Source organism: Salinisphaera orenii subsp. orenii MK-B5 (genome assembly GCF_003788635.1).
In the GTDB taxonomy this organism is placed as follows: Bacteria; Pseudomonadota; Gammaproteobacteria; order Nevskiales; family Salinisphaeraceae; genus Salinisphaera; species Salinisphaera orenii.
This window is the reverse complement of sequence record NZ_AYKH01000043.1, coordinates 82,501-94,945: the sequence shown is the minus strand read 5'-3', so window position 1 is coordinate 94,945 and position 12,445 is coordinate 82,501. Positions and strand designations below refer to the sequence as shown.

The window sequence follows — 12,445 nt, the reverse complement described above, 5'->3', positions numbered from 1 at the left end:
ATGGTCGCGCCGCTGCACATCCAAGCCGGGTGGTTGACGGGCGTGCGCCGTCTGCCTTCGCCGAACTGCGACGCCCGGCCGGCCGGCACGGCGGTGGACACGCTGGTGGTGCACGGGATCACACTGCCGCCCGGGTGCTTCGGTCACGGTCAGGTCGATGCGCTGTTCAGCAACCGCCTCGCGCCGGCGGCGCATCCGTTCTACCGGCGTATCGCCGATCTGCGGGTCTCCGCGCATGCGCTGATCGAGCGCACCGGCCGCATCACGCAGTACGTGGGCTTCCACGCGCGTGCCTGGCACGCCGGGCGTTCGCACTTCGACGGCCGGGATGCGGTCAACGATTTCGGCGTCGGGGTGGAGCTGGAAGGCACCGACGACTGTCCCTACAGCCCCGCGCAGTACCGCGCGCTCGGCGCCGTCGCCGGCGCGCTGCTGCGGGCCTATCCGGGGCTCACGCCGGCGCGTATCGTCGGCCACAGCGACATCGCGCCGGGTCGCAAGACCGACCCGGGCCCGGCCTTCGACTGGGCGCTCTTCCGTCGCCTGCTGGAGTCGTCATGCATCTGATCGTCATCGTCGTGGCGTTGTTCGTCGAACGGGCGCTGGGCCAGCTCAGACGCTGGCGCGATGTCGACGGCTTCGCACGGTACGTGGCGCTGATCGAACGCAGCCGCGCCGGCGCGCGCTGGCTGTCGCATCCGAGCGGCGTGCTGGTGATCGCGCCGCCGGTGCTCGCGGTCGCGCTGTTGCAGTGGGCGATCGAGCACTATCTCTGGCTCGGGGTGGATCTGATCTTCGGCGTGGTCGTGCTGGTGCTGACCTTCGGCCCGCGCGATCTGTGGGAGGACGTCTACGCCCTGGCGCATGCCCGCAGCGAGGCCGATCACGACCGCGCCGCGGCCTGCGCCGCAGCCCTGTGCCGGTCGCATAGCGGCCGCCCGCCGGCGGACCGCGACGGGCAGACGATCGTCGGCGCGGTGCTGGTGCAGGGCCACGAGCGCGTGCTGGCGGTGCTGCTGTGGTTCTTCGTGGCCGGCCCCGCCGGGGCGGTGTTCTATCGCAGCGTGCGGGAGCTGCCCGTGCTGGCCGCCCGCGGCACCGGTTCGCGGGCGCTGCGGCGCACCGCCACCTACGTGCACGGGCTGGCGGCGTGGATACCGGCGCGCCTGACCGCGCTGCTCTACGCGCTGGTCGGCCGGACCGGACAGGCGCTGGCGGCCTGGCCCGCGGCGCGGGCGATCACCCATGCCAGCGGGGCGGCGAGCTGGCGGCTGCTGGCGGCCGTGGGCCGGGGCGCGCTCGGCCTGGGGCGTGGCGCCGATGCGCGCACGAGGCGGCGTACGGATGAAGAGCTCAACGACACGCTGCTCGAGGCGCTCGGCCTGGTGTCGCGGGCGTTGCTGGTCGCCCTCGCGGGACTCGCGCTGCTCACCATTTTCGGCGTGCTGCGCTAGGATGGCGCGCTTTCGCTGATTTACCGTCGATCGAGGATGCACGCTTTGACCGATTACAGGGGTTATCTCGAGACCGCCGTCGAGGCCGCCCGGGCCGCCGAGACGGTCATCCGTCATTATTACCAGGGCACGTTCGACGTCGAGCGCAAGGCCGATGCGAGCCCGGTGACCGTCGCCGACATCGAGTCCGAGCGCGCGATCAAGGACGTGCTTTCGCGGGCCTATCCGGAGCACGGCTTCTACGGTGAGGAGCTGGGGCACGAAAGCGCGGACGCCGAATACGTCTGGCTGATCGATCCGGTCGACGGCACCAAGAGCTTCGTGCGTGGCTATCCGTTCTTCTCCACCCAGATCGCGCTGCGCCACCGCGGCGAGCTCGTGGTGGGCGTGTCCAACGCGCCGATGTTCAACGGCGGCGAGCTGGCCTGCGCGGCCCGCGGTCACGGGGCGACTCTCAACGGCGAGCCGATCCGCGTGTCCACGACCGATGCGCTGGCCGAGACCAGTCTCTCGCTGGGCAATATCGCCGCGCTCGGCGCGTCGCCGGCCTGGCCGGACATCGGCGCGCTGGTCGGCCGGGTGCACCGCATCCGCGGCTACGGCGACTTCTATCACTATCATCTGCTGGCCTCGGGGCGCATCGACGCGATCCTGGAATCCGACCTCAACATCCTCGACATCGCCGCTCTTACCGTGATCCTGCGCGAGGCCGGGGGCGACATCAGCGCGCTCGGCGGCGGGGCTATCGATCTCGACACGCGCAGCGTATTCGCCACCAACGGCCGCCTGCGCGAGGCGATCGCGCCTTTCGTTTCCGCCTGGGACGAGGCCCGCGACGCGCCGACGGGCTAGCGGTCGGCGCGGCGGGGCCGAGCGAACCGGTCGGTAGGCGGGTCACGGGTCGGCTGGCGCCGTTTCGATAACGCGCCCGCGCTCAGGCCGTCACCGCGGGTCGACGGCCGCGGGTCGGGCATCGTCCTGATTCAGCTGTGCGTCTAAGCGCGGGGCCTGCCGGCGCTCCATCCGAGCGCGCTTCGCGCACTGCGCTACAACCGCGATAGCGGGCCGGGTGCTGCCGGGGCTAGAACGGTCGTGTCTCGCCGCGCAGACTAATGATCGCCCAGTCCGCGGCGCGGGCGGCCTCCGCCAGCCGTTCGTCCGGGTCCACCGCGATCGCGGTATCCGCCCAGCGCAGCAGGGGCAGGTCGTTGTGCGAATCCGAATAGAAGGTGACGTGCTCGAAGGGCTGCGGCTGGGCGGCGGTCCAGGCCTGGGCACGCACGATCTTGCCGTCCTGGAACGACGGCGTGCCGGCGATCTCGCCGCTGTAGAGGCCGTCCACCACCTCGGGCTCGGTCGCGATCAGCGTGTCGATGTCGAGCAGGTCCGCGATGGGCTCGGTGATGAACCGGTTGGTCGCGGTGATGATGGCGAGCGCGTCGCCGCGATCGCGGTGATGCGCGATCAGCGCACGCGCGTGGCGGGCCACGATCGGTGCGATCCGCGTGCGGACATAGCGTGCCCGCAGGTCGTGCATGCGCGGCAGCGGCTGCTCGCGCAGCGGCGCGAGCACGAAGCGCTGATAGGCATGGATATCGAGGTTTCCCGCCTGGTACTGGGCGTGAAAGCGCTCGTTCTCGCGGGCGTAGGTCTCGCCGTCGACCACGCCCTCGTCGACCAGGAAGCGCCCCCAGAGATAATCGCTGTCACCGGCCAGCAGCGTATGATCAAGATCGAATAGCGTTAGGTTCAAGATAAGGCAGCCTTTTTCGTTTGCGACCGATTTATGAAAGAATCGAATCCGTAGTTATACCGAGGGCGTGATCGTGATTGATGCGCAGGGTTTCAGAGCCAACGTCGGCATCATCCTAAGCAATCCCAGAGGCGAGGTCTTCTGGGCCAAGCGAATCGGTCAGCAATCCTGGCAGTTCCCCCAGGGCGGAATCCGTGAAGGCGAGGACGCGCGGGACGCGTTGTTCCGTGAGCTCGAGGAGGAGGTCGGCCTGCGCCCCGAGCACGTGCGCATGATCGGCGCTACGCGGCGCTGGCTGCGTTATCGTCTGCCCAAGCGCTACGTGCGCCGGAACCGGCGGCCGCTGTGCATCGGCCAGAAACAGAAGTGGTTCATGCTCGAGCTGATCGCGCCGGAGTCCTGCGTGCGCTTCGATGCCACCGAAAAGCCGGAGTTCGACGGCTGGCGCTGGGTCGACTACTGGCATCCGGTGGACGAGGTCGTCTTCTTCAAGCGACAGGTCTACCGGCTCGCGCTGGACGAGCTCTCCGACTGTCTCAAGACGCAGTAGCGCAGCCGCCCCGACGCCCCTGACGCGCGTGATCGCGCAATGATCCCGTGCGCGCCACAGACGGGCTCGCGCGCAACGTCAGCGCATGGCGAGTGTCATCGGATTGTGGTTGACACTCATTCTCATTCGCGTTTTACTGCGCGTCGGAGGTCATGCCATGTACGTTTGTGTCTGCAACGCCGTTACCGACTGTCAGATTCGCGAGGCCTACTGCGCCGGCGCGTGCAGCATGCGCGAGCTGCGCAAGCGGCTGGGCGTTGCCGGCTGCTGCGGACGCTGTGCGCCCTGCGCCCGCGACGTGCTGACCGAATGCCGCCAGCGCCAGGAGCGCGCCACGCCACTGCTGGCGGCAGTTGAAGAGTCGCCGCTGACCGCTGTCGGCTGAGCCGTGCCCGGCGCTTGCTTCAGGCGCCTCTGATTTCCGTTTGCATTCCGCCGCCTCGATGTGGCGCCGCGTTTGTCTGGCGCCGGCGTCTGGGCTAGCCTTGGGCGTCAATCCCGTTCCACAGTCAGGGAATCAGAGCCATGAAAGGCGACGCCAAGGTCATCGAATATCTCCAGAAGTCGCTCAAGCTGGAGCTTACCGCGATCAATCAGTACTTCCTGCATGCGCGGATGTACGACGACATGGGCTACTTCCAGCTCGGCAAGAAGGAATATCAGGAATCGATCGAGGAGATGCAGCACGCCGATCGGTTCATCAAGCGCATCCTGTTCCTCGGTGGCCTGCCCAACCTGCAGGATCTGGGTAAGCTGCGCGTGGGCGAGAATCCCAAGGAGATGCTTGAGTGCGATCTGGCCGCGGAGTACGAGGGCCACGCGTACTACAAGGAGGCGATCGGCTACTGTGAAGAGGTCAACGACTACGTGACCCGCGAGCTGTTCGCCGAGATCCTGGCCGACGAGGAAGAGCACATCGATTTCATCGAGACCCAGCTCGGCCTGATCAAGACCATGGGCGAGCCGAACTTCCTGCAGTCGCAGACCGGTCCGGACATCAACCAGACGCCGGACGCCGGCGAATAGTTCCGGCCGCCGCTGCCGTCGTACTGACAGCCCGCCGGCGCCGTGGTGCGCCGGCGGGCTTTTTCATGTGCGCGGCTTTCTAGTGCGCAACGGTCGTCAGAACGGCTTGACCACGGCCAGCACGACGATCAGCACGAGAAACACGCTCGGGATCTCGTTCATCAGCCGGAAATAGCCGGCACTGCCGCTGCTGCGCTGTTCGCGGAACTTCTTGACCTGCACCTGGCACCAGCCGTGGTAGCCGATCAGGCCCAGAACGAGGGCGAGCTTGGCGTGCATCCAGCCGTTCGCGGCCATCCATTCGCCGCCGTAGGCGGCGAGCAGCCACAGGCCGAGCCCGATGGTCGCGGCGGCGCCGATCGACATCAGCACGCTCAAGCGTTTCTCCATGGTGCAGAAACGGGTGTGGCCGAGTTCGTCGTGGGTGTCGGCGTGATAGACGAACAGGCGCGGCAGATAGAACAGACCGGCGAACCACGTCACCATGGCGATGACGTGAAAGGCCTTGACCCACAACAGCATGGCGATCTCCTAAGGCGGGCGCCGGCGTTCGGCGCGGGAACAGTGAGGCGGCATTGTAACGGTCGCGCCGGCTTCGGTCCGGTGCGCCCGCCGTGGGTGCCGCCCATGCGCCGGCGGAGGCAGTGGCCGGACGCCCCGTTGGCCGGCTGGGGGCCTCGCGGGTGCGCGAGATGGGCGCCTCATGCCGGGCCTGCTAGGGGCGATAGCTGCCGTCGATGGTTTCGCGCGTGAGTACACCGTAGGTGATCGTGCGGTTGCTGCCGCCGGTGCGCTCGACGATCAGGGCGTCGGCTTCGTTGCGCTCGATCTGATCGAAGGCCTCCTGCAGACTGGCGCGGACGTGAATCGGGTAGGCATCGGCACGCTGACCGGGGATCTCCATGAGGTCCACTTCGGTCAGGTCGGCGTTCTCGGCGTTGCTGAGAAAGCGCGCGACGTCGCCCGGCCGCATCAGGCTGGCACGGCCGTCGCGCCGGCGGATGAGCAGCCAGTCGATGTTGTTCTCCAGGATCTCGTCGAGCGCGCCGCGCGTGATCCGGCGTTCGACGATGCGAAAACGCCGGTTCATCGCCGAGATCACGCTGGCGCGGCGCAGATACTGCGATATCGGATCGTTGCGATAGTCCAGCCCGCGACGGCGCAGCAGCAGGCGGAACAGCGAATCGGACACCGCGATGCGTCGCGAGACCACGAGCGCGGCGATCACCACCAGCATGCCGGGCAGGACCAGGCCGGTCTGCCCGGACAGTTCCAGTATCACGACGAGGGCTGAAAGCGGGGCCTGCAGCACGGCGCCCATCATCGCGCCGATGCCCAGCAACGCATAGAGACCGGCGTCGTTGGCGTGGCCGGGCAGCAGCATCGCCCCAAGCGCGCCGAGTGCGCTGCCCAGCGCCGAGCCGATCACGAAGGTGGGCAGGATCACGCCCCCGGGCATGGCCGCGGCGGTCGCGAAGCTGGTGGCCAGCAGTTTCGCCAGCCCGATGCCGAGTGCCATGGTGATGGTGAAATCACCCGCGAGCGAGGCGTTGACGGTGTCGAAGCCCAGGCCCATGACCTGCGGATAGACGATCGCGAGCAGCGCGGTGACCACGCCGGCCAGCGCGATCCGCAGACTGATGCGGATCCGCCCCATCCAGGGCACGAGTGCGCCGCACAGTCGAGTGAAGCCGGCGCCGGCGACGCCGAGTATCGCCCCGACGAAGGCGAGATAGGGCAGCTCCACCGTGGCGAAGCCCGAGTAGTCCGCCATCAGGCGTGGATGGACGTCGGTGAGCGTGAACGTCACCAGAGAGCCCGTGACTGCCGCCAGGATGATGGGCGCGAAGCCGGCGATGGTGTATTCCATCATCACCACTTCCATGGCGAAGATCACGGCCGCCAGCGGCGTGTTGAAGGAGGCGGCGATGCCGGCGGCCGCGCCGCAGCCCACCAGCGTGCGCACGCTGTTGTTGGGCAGGTCGAGGCGACGCCCGAGCCAGCTGCCGGTGGCCGCGCCGGTGTGCGCGGCCACGCCTTCGCGGCCGACCGACTGGCCGGTCGTCAGGGCCAGCACTGACATTGTGAACTCGGCGGCGGCGGCCTTGAGCGGCAGATAGCCCTGGTAATAGACCAGCCGCTCGATGATATGCACGATCCCGTGCTCGGCCGACTTGAAAAGCCGTTCGACGATGACCCCCAGCAGCACGGCGCCCAGGATCGGCACCGCGACGCGAAAGGCGACCGAGCTGTCGACGAAGGTGCGCCCGCCGAAGGTCTCGAACAGCGGGCCCTGCAGGGTGTGGATCGCCGTGTGCAGCGCCAGGATGACGAGGCCGCAGAGTCCGCCGGTGGCCGCGCCGAGCAGGCACAGCAGGCTCAGCCCGGGCGTGTTCTCGATGTCCGCGACCTGCGCGCGCAGGCTGTCCAGCCGCCCCTGCCAGGCCTCGCGAAGCCTGCGCCCGCGCGAGGGCTTAACAGCCATGGCACATTCGTTGGCGGGGGTGCAACAGATCCTGCCCGGGTGCGAAATGGAGGCGGCGGCGTGCGCGTCTGCGCAGGCTGCCAGCGTGCGCGTTATTATGCGCCGTTCAGCCGAACTTGGACAGTTGCACATCATGGCCGACACACAGCGCGTTGCGATCGTGGGCGGGACCGGCTATGCGGGCGCCGAGCTGCTGCGCCTGCTCGCCGGGCATCCGGAGGCCGAAGTCGTGGCCGTGACCTCGCGCGGCGACGCCGGCACGCCGGTGGCCGAGGCCTACCCGCAGCTGCGCGGCGTGATCGATCTTGAGTTCAGCGTTCCGGAAGCGGCGACGTTCGCCGACTGCGATGTGGTCTTTTTCGCCACGCCGCACGCGGCTGCCATGCACGATGTGCCCGCACTGCTCGCGGCCGGCAAGCGCGTGATCGACCTGTCGGCCGATTTCCGGCTGCGCGACCCCGCGCTCTGGGCGCGCTGGTACGGCGTCGCGCATGCCTGTCCGGAACTCATCGAACGCGCTGTCTACGGCCTGCCGGAACTCAACCGGAAGGCGATCGCCGGCGCCGACCTGGTGGCCTGCCCGGGCTGCTACCCGACCGCCGTGGTGCTGGGTTTCAAACCCCTGATCGATGCCGGGCTGGTGGACGTGTCGACGCTGGTGGCGGATGCCAAGACGGGCGTCTCGGGGGCCGGCAAGAGTCTCAAGCCGGGCTTTCTGTTCGCCGAGATGAACGAATCCTTCAAGGCCTACGGCGTTGACGGGCATCGCCACCTGCCCGAGATCCGGCAAGTGCTGGGCGATCTGGCCCGCGGCGATGTCGGGCTGACCTTCGTGCCGCATCTGGTGCCCATGATCCGCGGCATCCATGCGACCCTGTACGCGCAGCTCGCCGATCGGGTAGATCTGCAGGCCGTGTTCGAGCGGGCCTATGCCGACGAACCGTTCGTGGACGTGCTGGACGCGGGTGCCACGCCCGAGACTCGGCACGTCCGGGCCAGCAACATGTGCCGGATCGCCGTCCACCGGCCCGGCGATGGCGACACGGCGGTGGTACTGTCGGTGATCGACAATCTGGTCAAGGGCGCCGCGGGGCAGGCCGTGCAGTGCTTCAACCTGATGATCGGCGCGCCGGAGACTCGCGCGCTCGCCGCGCCCGGTCCGCTGCCGTAGTGCGATGTAGCCGGGGGCTTGCAAATCGCCGGTATCGCACCGATAAAGTATGCTATGACTATCCTGTCAACGGGATGAAGCGATTATGAGTACCGCCACGCAACCGACGTACGACGACCAGGCCGCGCTGGTGTTCACGGATGCCGCCGCGACCAAGGTCAAGGAACTGCTCGACGACGAGGATAACGACGCGCTCAAACTGCGCGTGTTCGTCTCCGGCGGCGGCTGCTCGGGTTTCCAGTACGGCTTCACCTTCGACGAGAACATCGAGGACGGAGACACCCGCATCGAGAAACAGGGCGTGACTCTGCTCGTGGACCCGATGAGCGTGCTCTATCTCACCGGCGCCGAGATCGACTTCTCCGACGGGATCGAAGGCGCGCAGTTCGTGATCCGCAATCCCAACGCCACGACGACCTGCGGCTGCGGCAACTCGTTCGCCGTATAGCACTGAACTGCGCGCCTTCGCCCCCCTTGAGGGGGCGGCTTCGCCGCAGGCGAAGCGGGGGTGATGACAACGCCATCGCTTTGCGCAGCAAAGCCGCGCGCAGCGCGGCGCAGTTCGTGATCCGCAATCCCAACGCCACGACGACCTGCGGCTGCGGCAACTCGTTCGCCGTATAGCACGGCACTGCGCGCCTTCGCCCCCTTGAGGGGGCGGCTTCGCCGCAGGCGAAGCGGGGTGATTACAATGCCATTGCTTTGCGTAGCAAAGCCGCGCGCAGCGCGGCGCAGTTCGTGATCCGCAATCCCAACGCCACGACGACCTGTGGTTGCGGCAACTCGTTCGTGGCATCGCGCGGGACACGCGCCCTCACCCACTAAAGCAGAGGAGCGGCATCGCCAGAGGCCGGGCGGGGGTGATGACAAAGCCATCGTCTGTCACCGCTACGCCCGGCTATGCGGCGCCTATCGTTTTGGCGACTCCGGCGTCGAGGTATCGCGGTGTCGCCGACGATGCCGCCAGTGTTTTCGGTTCTCCGCCTGCCGTCGTCAGCTGGCAGGGCGCGGCGGACGCGCCGCGAGCCCCGGCCCGCCTGTCTGAACCTGTGTCTTTTCCTGGCCGCGGCGATACGGCGCGATAGCCCTCACCCATGCGCCGCAAGCCGAATGTTCGGCACCCTGCTGGTGCTTTCTGGCGGTCCCCGGCTGGCGCTACGTTCTCAGGCGCGCACGCGCGCTTCGTGGACCGCACCCAGCGGCACGGGGAACCTGGCGCCAGTGACCGAGGGCAGGTTACCGCTCTGTCCATTGACGGTGCGTTTGGCCAGCCAGGCGAACGCGACCGCCTCCACCCAGTCCGGGTCGAGACCGTAATCGGCGGTCGAGACGAGGTCGCGTGGAGCGAGGCGGTCGACCAGCCGTCGTTTCAGCTCGGCGTTGCGGACGCCGCCGCCGCAGAGCAGCACCCGCTCGTCGCCCGGGCCGTGATGCGCGACGGCCTGCGCGATCGAGCACGCGGTGAATTCGCACAGCGTGGCCTGGACGTTCACCGGATCCGGCGGTGCGTGCAGGCTGTCGATCTGGGCGCGCAGCCAGTCGAGGTTGAAATGCTCCCGGCCGGTGCTCTTGGGGGCGGGCCGGCGCAGATACGGGTCGTTCATCAACTGGGCGAGCAGCGGGGCGTCGACGCGGCCGCTCGCGGCCCAGCGGCCGTCGTCGTCCAGCCGTCGGCCGAGATGGATGGCGACCCAGGCGTCCATCAGCGCATTGCCCGGGCCGGTATCCAGACCGGTGACGGCGTCGAGGTCGTGGATCGCGGCCGTCGGCAGAATGGTCAGGTTGGCGATACCGCCGATGTTGACGACGATGCGTGCCTGCTGCGAGTCGGCAAACACGCTGCGATGGAATGCCGGCACCAGCGGTGCCCCCTGACCGCCGATGGCCATGTCGCTGTTGCGGAAGTCGGCGACCACCCGACAGCCGGTGCGGGCGGCGATCAGACTCGCGGCGCCGAGCTGTAGGCTGAATGGCAGCGGCGCTTCGGGCTCGTGGCGAATGGTTTGGCCGTGGCTGCCGATCGCAGCGACGGCGCCCGCCGACACGTCGGCCTTGCGCATGACGGCCTGGGCGGCGTCGGCGAACCAGGCGCCGACGCGCTGATCGAGCTCGCCGAACTTCGCGAGCGACACGCCGGCGACCTGCTGCGACAAATGCAGCAGGTCCTCGCGCAGCGCCGCGGGGGGTGGTTCGGCGTGTGTAGCCAGCAAGCGGGGCGGCCCGTCGGCGGGGAATTCGACCAGCGCGGCATCGGCTGCGTCGACGCTGGTGCCCGACATCAGGCCGATGTGCAACCCCGGGCCGCTGTCCATGTCTTCAGTTCGGCCGCGACGCGTCGTCGGCCGCTTCGTCAACGCGTGCAATGTGCGTGTGCGACAGCGTCTTGAGCTGGGTCAGCAGCGGCGCGGTGTACTGCTTGAAGTCCGCCAGCTGACTCTTGGGCAGCCGGGTCGCCTGCGGCAGATCGACGGTTTCCGGATCCTTCGGCTCGCCGTCGACGCGGAACTCGTAATGCAGGTGCGGTCCGGTCGCCAGGCCGCTCATGCCGACGTAGCCGATCACCTCGCCCTGCTGTACCCGGCTGCCGGTGCCCAGGCCCTCGGCGAATCTGGACATGTGGCCGTAGCGCGTTGACAGATGATCGTCGTGCCTGATGATGACCACGTTGCCATAGCCGCCGCGACGACCGCGAAACACGATGCGCCCGTTGCCGGTGGCCTTGATGGGCGTGCCCGTGGGGGCGGCGTAGTCGGTGCCGGCGTGACGCCGGATCTTGTTGAGGACCGGGTGCTTGCGGGACAGGCTGAAGCGGGAGCTGATGCGCGTGTAGTCGACCGGCGTGCGGATGAAGGCTTTCTTCATGGGGCGCCCCTCCGGTGAGAAATAGGCACTCTCGCCGTTGTCGAGGGTATAGCGCACGGCGCGCACCGACTTGTCGTCGTTGACGAAGGAGGCCGCCAGAATGGGGCCGTCCGCGATCTTGTCGCCGTCGCGATAGATCTCGTCGCGCACCACCACGAAACGATCCCCCGGCCGGATGTCGAGCGCGAAGTCGATGTCCCAGCCGAAGATCTTGACCAGCTGCATGATCTGGTTGTCCGACAGGCCGGCTTCGAGCGCGTCGACGTAGAAGCTCGTGTTGATGGTGCCGGCGGAGTAGGCCTTTCGGTGTTCGACGTCGGTCATCACGACATCGCCGGTGAAACCGTCGCCGTCGGGACGGACTTCCAGGGTCTTGAGCGGATCCAGCGGAAAGTCCACTGCCAGTACGCTGCCATCGCGATCGGCGCGCACCTTCATGGTGTCGCCCGCCTTCAATCCACGAGTGAAGCGATCGCCGTACTTGTCCATATGGGCGATCTCGAGCGAGTCCTGATAGGCCAGGCCGTGGCGATTGAACGCGATCGAGAGCGTATCGCCGGATCGGATCGTGATCTCCTCCCAACGACCCGGGCCTTCGCCCGGCGTCTCGGCCGGCGCGGGCGGCTGGTTCGACTGAGTCAGCGTCTCCGGGCTCAGTTCCGAGGCCACCAGCGGCTGCGTGCGTACGCCGGCCGCGTCGACGTCGACGCGGGGGGCGGGTGTCGACCCGGATGCGATCTCCGGATCGCTCGTGGACACCGGAGCGACGGCGATCGTGCGCGCGCCGGCCTGTTGGGCGTCGAGCCCGCGGTCGTCCGTAGCCGCGCTGTCCTCACTGACCGTGTGCTCGGCCCCGGCCGGGCGCGATTCGGCATCGCGCTTCCCGGCGCTGCCCGGTACGCTCAGGCGCGCATCCACGAGCTGCGACGCGGTGTCGCCGCCGTCGGTGCCCGAATCCGAACTGTCGGCCGCTGTGCCACTCGTGGTCGACTGCCCGGGCTCAGGCCCGGGCGTGGTCGTCAGCCAGGCGGCGCCGGCCACGAGCGGTATCATCAAAAGGATCGCGGTCCGGCGCAGACGCGATGTACGGCGTGGCTGCTCGCGCAGCCACAGATAATCATTATCGATCTTGCCCATATACAAA

13 protein-coding genes and 1 pseudogene are annotated in these 12,445 nt (G+C 68.1%); 9 read left to right on the top strand and 5 right to left on the bottom strand.

Going from position 1 to position 12,445, the window contains the following annotated elements; all coding sequences use genetic code 11:
• From ampD to SAOR_RS15800, 3 genes are read left to right on the top strand one after another with little or no spacing between them, the layout of a single operon-like run.
• Positions 1–567 carry a 1,6-anhydro-N-acetylmuramyl-L-alanine amidase AmpD gene (gene ampD / locus SAOR_RS15810; RefSeq protein ID WP_123632261.1) on the top strand — a complete coding sequence of 189 codons (567 nt, stop codon included), beginning with the start codon at positions 1–3 and terminating at the stop codon, positions 565–567.
• Positions 558–1,454, top strand: coding sequence for a regulatory signaling modulator protein AmpE (ampE, locus tag SAOR_RS15805; protein WP_123632260.1), 897 nt, complete (start codon positions 558–560; stop codon positions 1,452–1,454). Before ampD ends, ampE begins: the two co-directional genes overlap by 10 nt.
• A gap of 45 nt (positions 1,455–1,499) precedes the next feature.
• Complete coding sequence (locus tag SAOR_RS15800; RefSeq protein ID WP_123632259.1) at positions 1,500–2,306, top strand: inositol monophosphatase family protein; 807 nt, start codon at positions 1,500–1,502, stop codon at positions 2,304–2,306.
• A 229-nt stretch (positions 2,307–2,535) separates the two neighbouring features.
• On the opposite strand, the gene SAOR_RS15795 is transcribed toward SAOR_RS15800, so the two are convergent.
• The gene (locus SAOR_RS15795) at positions 2,536–3,207 is read right to left on the bottom strand and encodes a histidinol-phosphatase (RefSeq protein WP_123632258.1); all 672 of its coding nucleotides are present in this window, start codon (positions 3,205–3,207) and stop codon (positions 2,536–2,538) included.
• A 73-nt stretch (positions 3,208–3,280) separates the two neighbouring features.
• Between SAOR_RS15795 and SAOR_RS15790 the strand changes: the two genes are divergently transcribed.
• The 3 genes from SAOR_RS15790 (at position 3,281) to bfr (ending at position 4,783) form a co-directional block, all read left to right on the top strand.
• Positions 3,281–3,757, top strand: coding sequence for an RNA pyrophosphohydrolase (locus tag SAOR_RS15790; RefSeq protein ID WP_123590636.1), 477 nt, complete (start codon positions 3,281–3,283; stop codon positions 3,755–3,757).
• 157 nt (positions 3,758–3,914) lie between these two features.
• The gene (locus SAOR_RS15785; protein ID WP_123632257.1) at positions 3,915–4,142 is read left to right on the top strand and encodes a (2Fe-2S)-binding protein; all 228 of its coding nucleotides are present in this window, start codon (positions 3,915–3,917) and stop codon (positions 4,140–4,142) included.
• Positions 4,143–4,282: 140 nt separating this feature from the next.
• Positions 4,283–4,783 (top strand): bacterioferritin, encoded by a 501-nt coding sequence (gene bfr, locus SAOR_RS15780; protein ID WP_123590630.1) that lies wholly within the window; start codon positions 4,283–4,285, stop codon positions 4,781–4,783.
• A gap of 96 nt (positions 4,784–4,879) precedes the next feature.
• Here bfr and SAOR_RS15775 read toward each other — a convergent pair whose 3' ends face one another.
• Together SAOR_RS15775 and SAOR_RS15770 are read right to left on the bottom strand one after the other, a co-directional pair.
• Positions 4,880–5,305 (bottom strand): CopD family protein, encoded by a 426-nt coding sequence (locus SAOR_RS15775; RefSeq protein WP_184947450.1) that lies wholly within the window; start codon positions 5,303–5,305, stop codon positions 4,880–4,882.
• 193 nt (positions 5,306–5,498) lie between these two features.
• Positions 5,499–7,268 (bottom strand): chloride channel protein, encoded by a 1,770-nt coding sequence (locus SAOR_RS15770; RefSeq protein WP_185015727.1) that lies wholly within the window; start codon positions 7,266–7,268, stop codon positions 5,499–5,501.
• A 133-nt stretch (positions 7,269–7,401) separates the two neighbouring features.
• On the opposite strand from SAOR_RS15770, the gene argC reads away from it, so the two are divergent.
• The 3 genes and pseudogenes from argC to SAOR_RS17350 all read left to right on the top strand — a co-directional run.
• Positions 7,402–8,439 (top strand): N-acetyl-gamma-glutamyl-phosphate reductase, encoded by a 1,038-nt coding sequence (argC, locus tag SAOR_RS15765; RefSeq protein ID WP_123632255.1) that lies wholly within the window; start codon positions 7,402–7,404, stop codon positions 8,437–8,439.
• Between the two features lie 85 nt (positions 8,440–8,524).
• Positions 8,525–8,887 (top strand): iron-sulfur cluster insertion protein ErpA, encoded by a 363-nt coding sequence (erpA, locus tag SAOR_RS15760; RefSeq protein ID WP_123590632.1) that lies wholly within the window; start codon positions 8,525–8,527, stop codon positions 8,885–8,887.
• A 107-nt stretch (positions 8,888–8,994) separates the two neighbouring features.
• Positions 8,995–9,063: pseudogene (locus tag SAOR_RS17350) on the top strand (iron-sulfur cluster insertion protein ErpA); the annotation flags it as partial.
• 539 nt (positions 9,064–9,602) lie between these two features.
• Here SAOR_RS17350 and SAOR_RS15750 read toward each other — a convergent pair.
• Together SAOR_RS15750 and SAOR_RS15745 are read right to left on the bottom strand one after the other, a co-directional pair.
• Complete coding sequence (locus SAOR_RS15750; RefSeq protein ID WP_123632254.1) at positions 9,603–10,751, bottom strand: anhydro-N-acetylmuramic acid kinase; 1,149 nt, start codon at positions 10,749–10,751, stop codon at positions 9,603–9,605.
• A gap of 4 nt (positions 10,752–10,755) precedes the next feature.
• A complete protein-coding gene (locus tag SAOR_RS15745) occupies positions 10,756–12,438 on the bottom strand; it encodes a peptidoglycan DD-metalloendopeptidase family protein (protein ID WP_123632253.1) in 1,683 nt (560 codons plus the stop codon).
• Positions 12,439–12,445: the final 7 nt, after the last annotated feature.

What these genes read in the sequence shown, in the direction of transcription:
- SAOR_RS15750 (WP_123632254.1), bottom strand. Translation starts at nt 10,751, where the DNA reads ATGGACAGCGGCCCGGGGTTGCACATCGGCCTGATGTCGGGCACCAGC.
- SAOR_RS15775 (WP_184947450.1), bottom strand. Translation starts at nt 5,305, where the DNA reads ATGCTGTTGTGGGTCAAGGCCTTTCACGTCATCGCCATGGTGACGTGG.
- ampD (WP_123632261.1), top strand. Translation starts at nt 1, where the DNA reads ATGGTCGCGCCGCTGCACATCCAAGCCGGGTGGTTGACGGGCGTGCGC.
- SAOR_RS15785 (WP_123632257.1), top strand. Translation starts at nt 3,915, where the DNA reads ATGTACGTTTGTGTCTGCAACGCCGTTACCGACTGTCAGATTCGCGAG.
- argC (WP_123632255.1), top strand. Translation starts at nt 7,402, where the DNA reads ATGGCCGACACACAGCGCGTTGCGATCGTGGGCGGGACCGGCTATGCG.
- SAOR_RS15745 (WP_123632253.1), bottom strand. Translation starts at nt 12,438, where the DNA reads ATGGGCAAGATCGATAATGATTATCTGTGGCTGCGCGAGCAGCCACGC.
- erpA (WP_123590632.1), top strand. Translation starts at nt 8,525, where the DNA reads ATGAGTACCGCCACGCAACCGACGTACGACGACCAGGCCGCGCTGGTG.
- ampE (WP_123632260.1), top strand. Translation starts at nt 558, where the DNA reads ATGCATCTGATCGTCATCGTCGTGGCGTTGTTCGTCGAACGGGCGCTG.
- SAOR_RS15770 (WP_185015727.1), bottom strand. Translation starts at nt 7,268, where the DNA reads ATGGCTGTTAAGCCCTCGCGCGGGCGCAGGCTTCGCGAGGCCTGGCAG.
- bfr (WP_123590630.1), top strand. Translation starts at nt 4,283, where the DNA reads ATGAAAGGCGACGCCAAGGTCATCGAATATCTCCAGAAGTCGCTCAAG.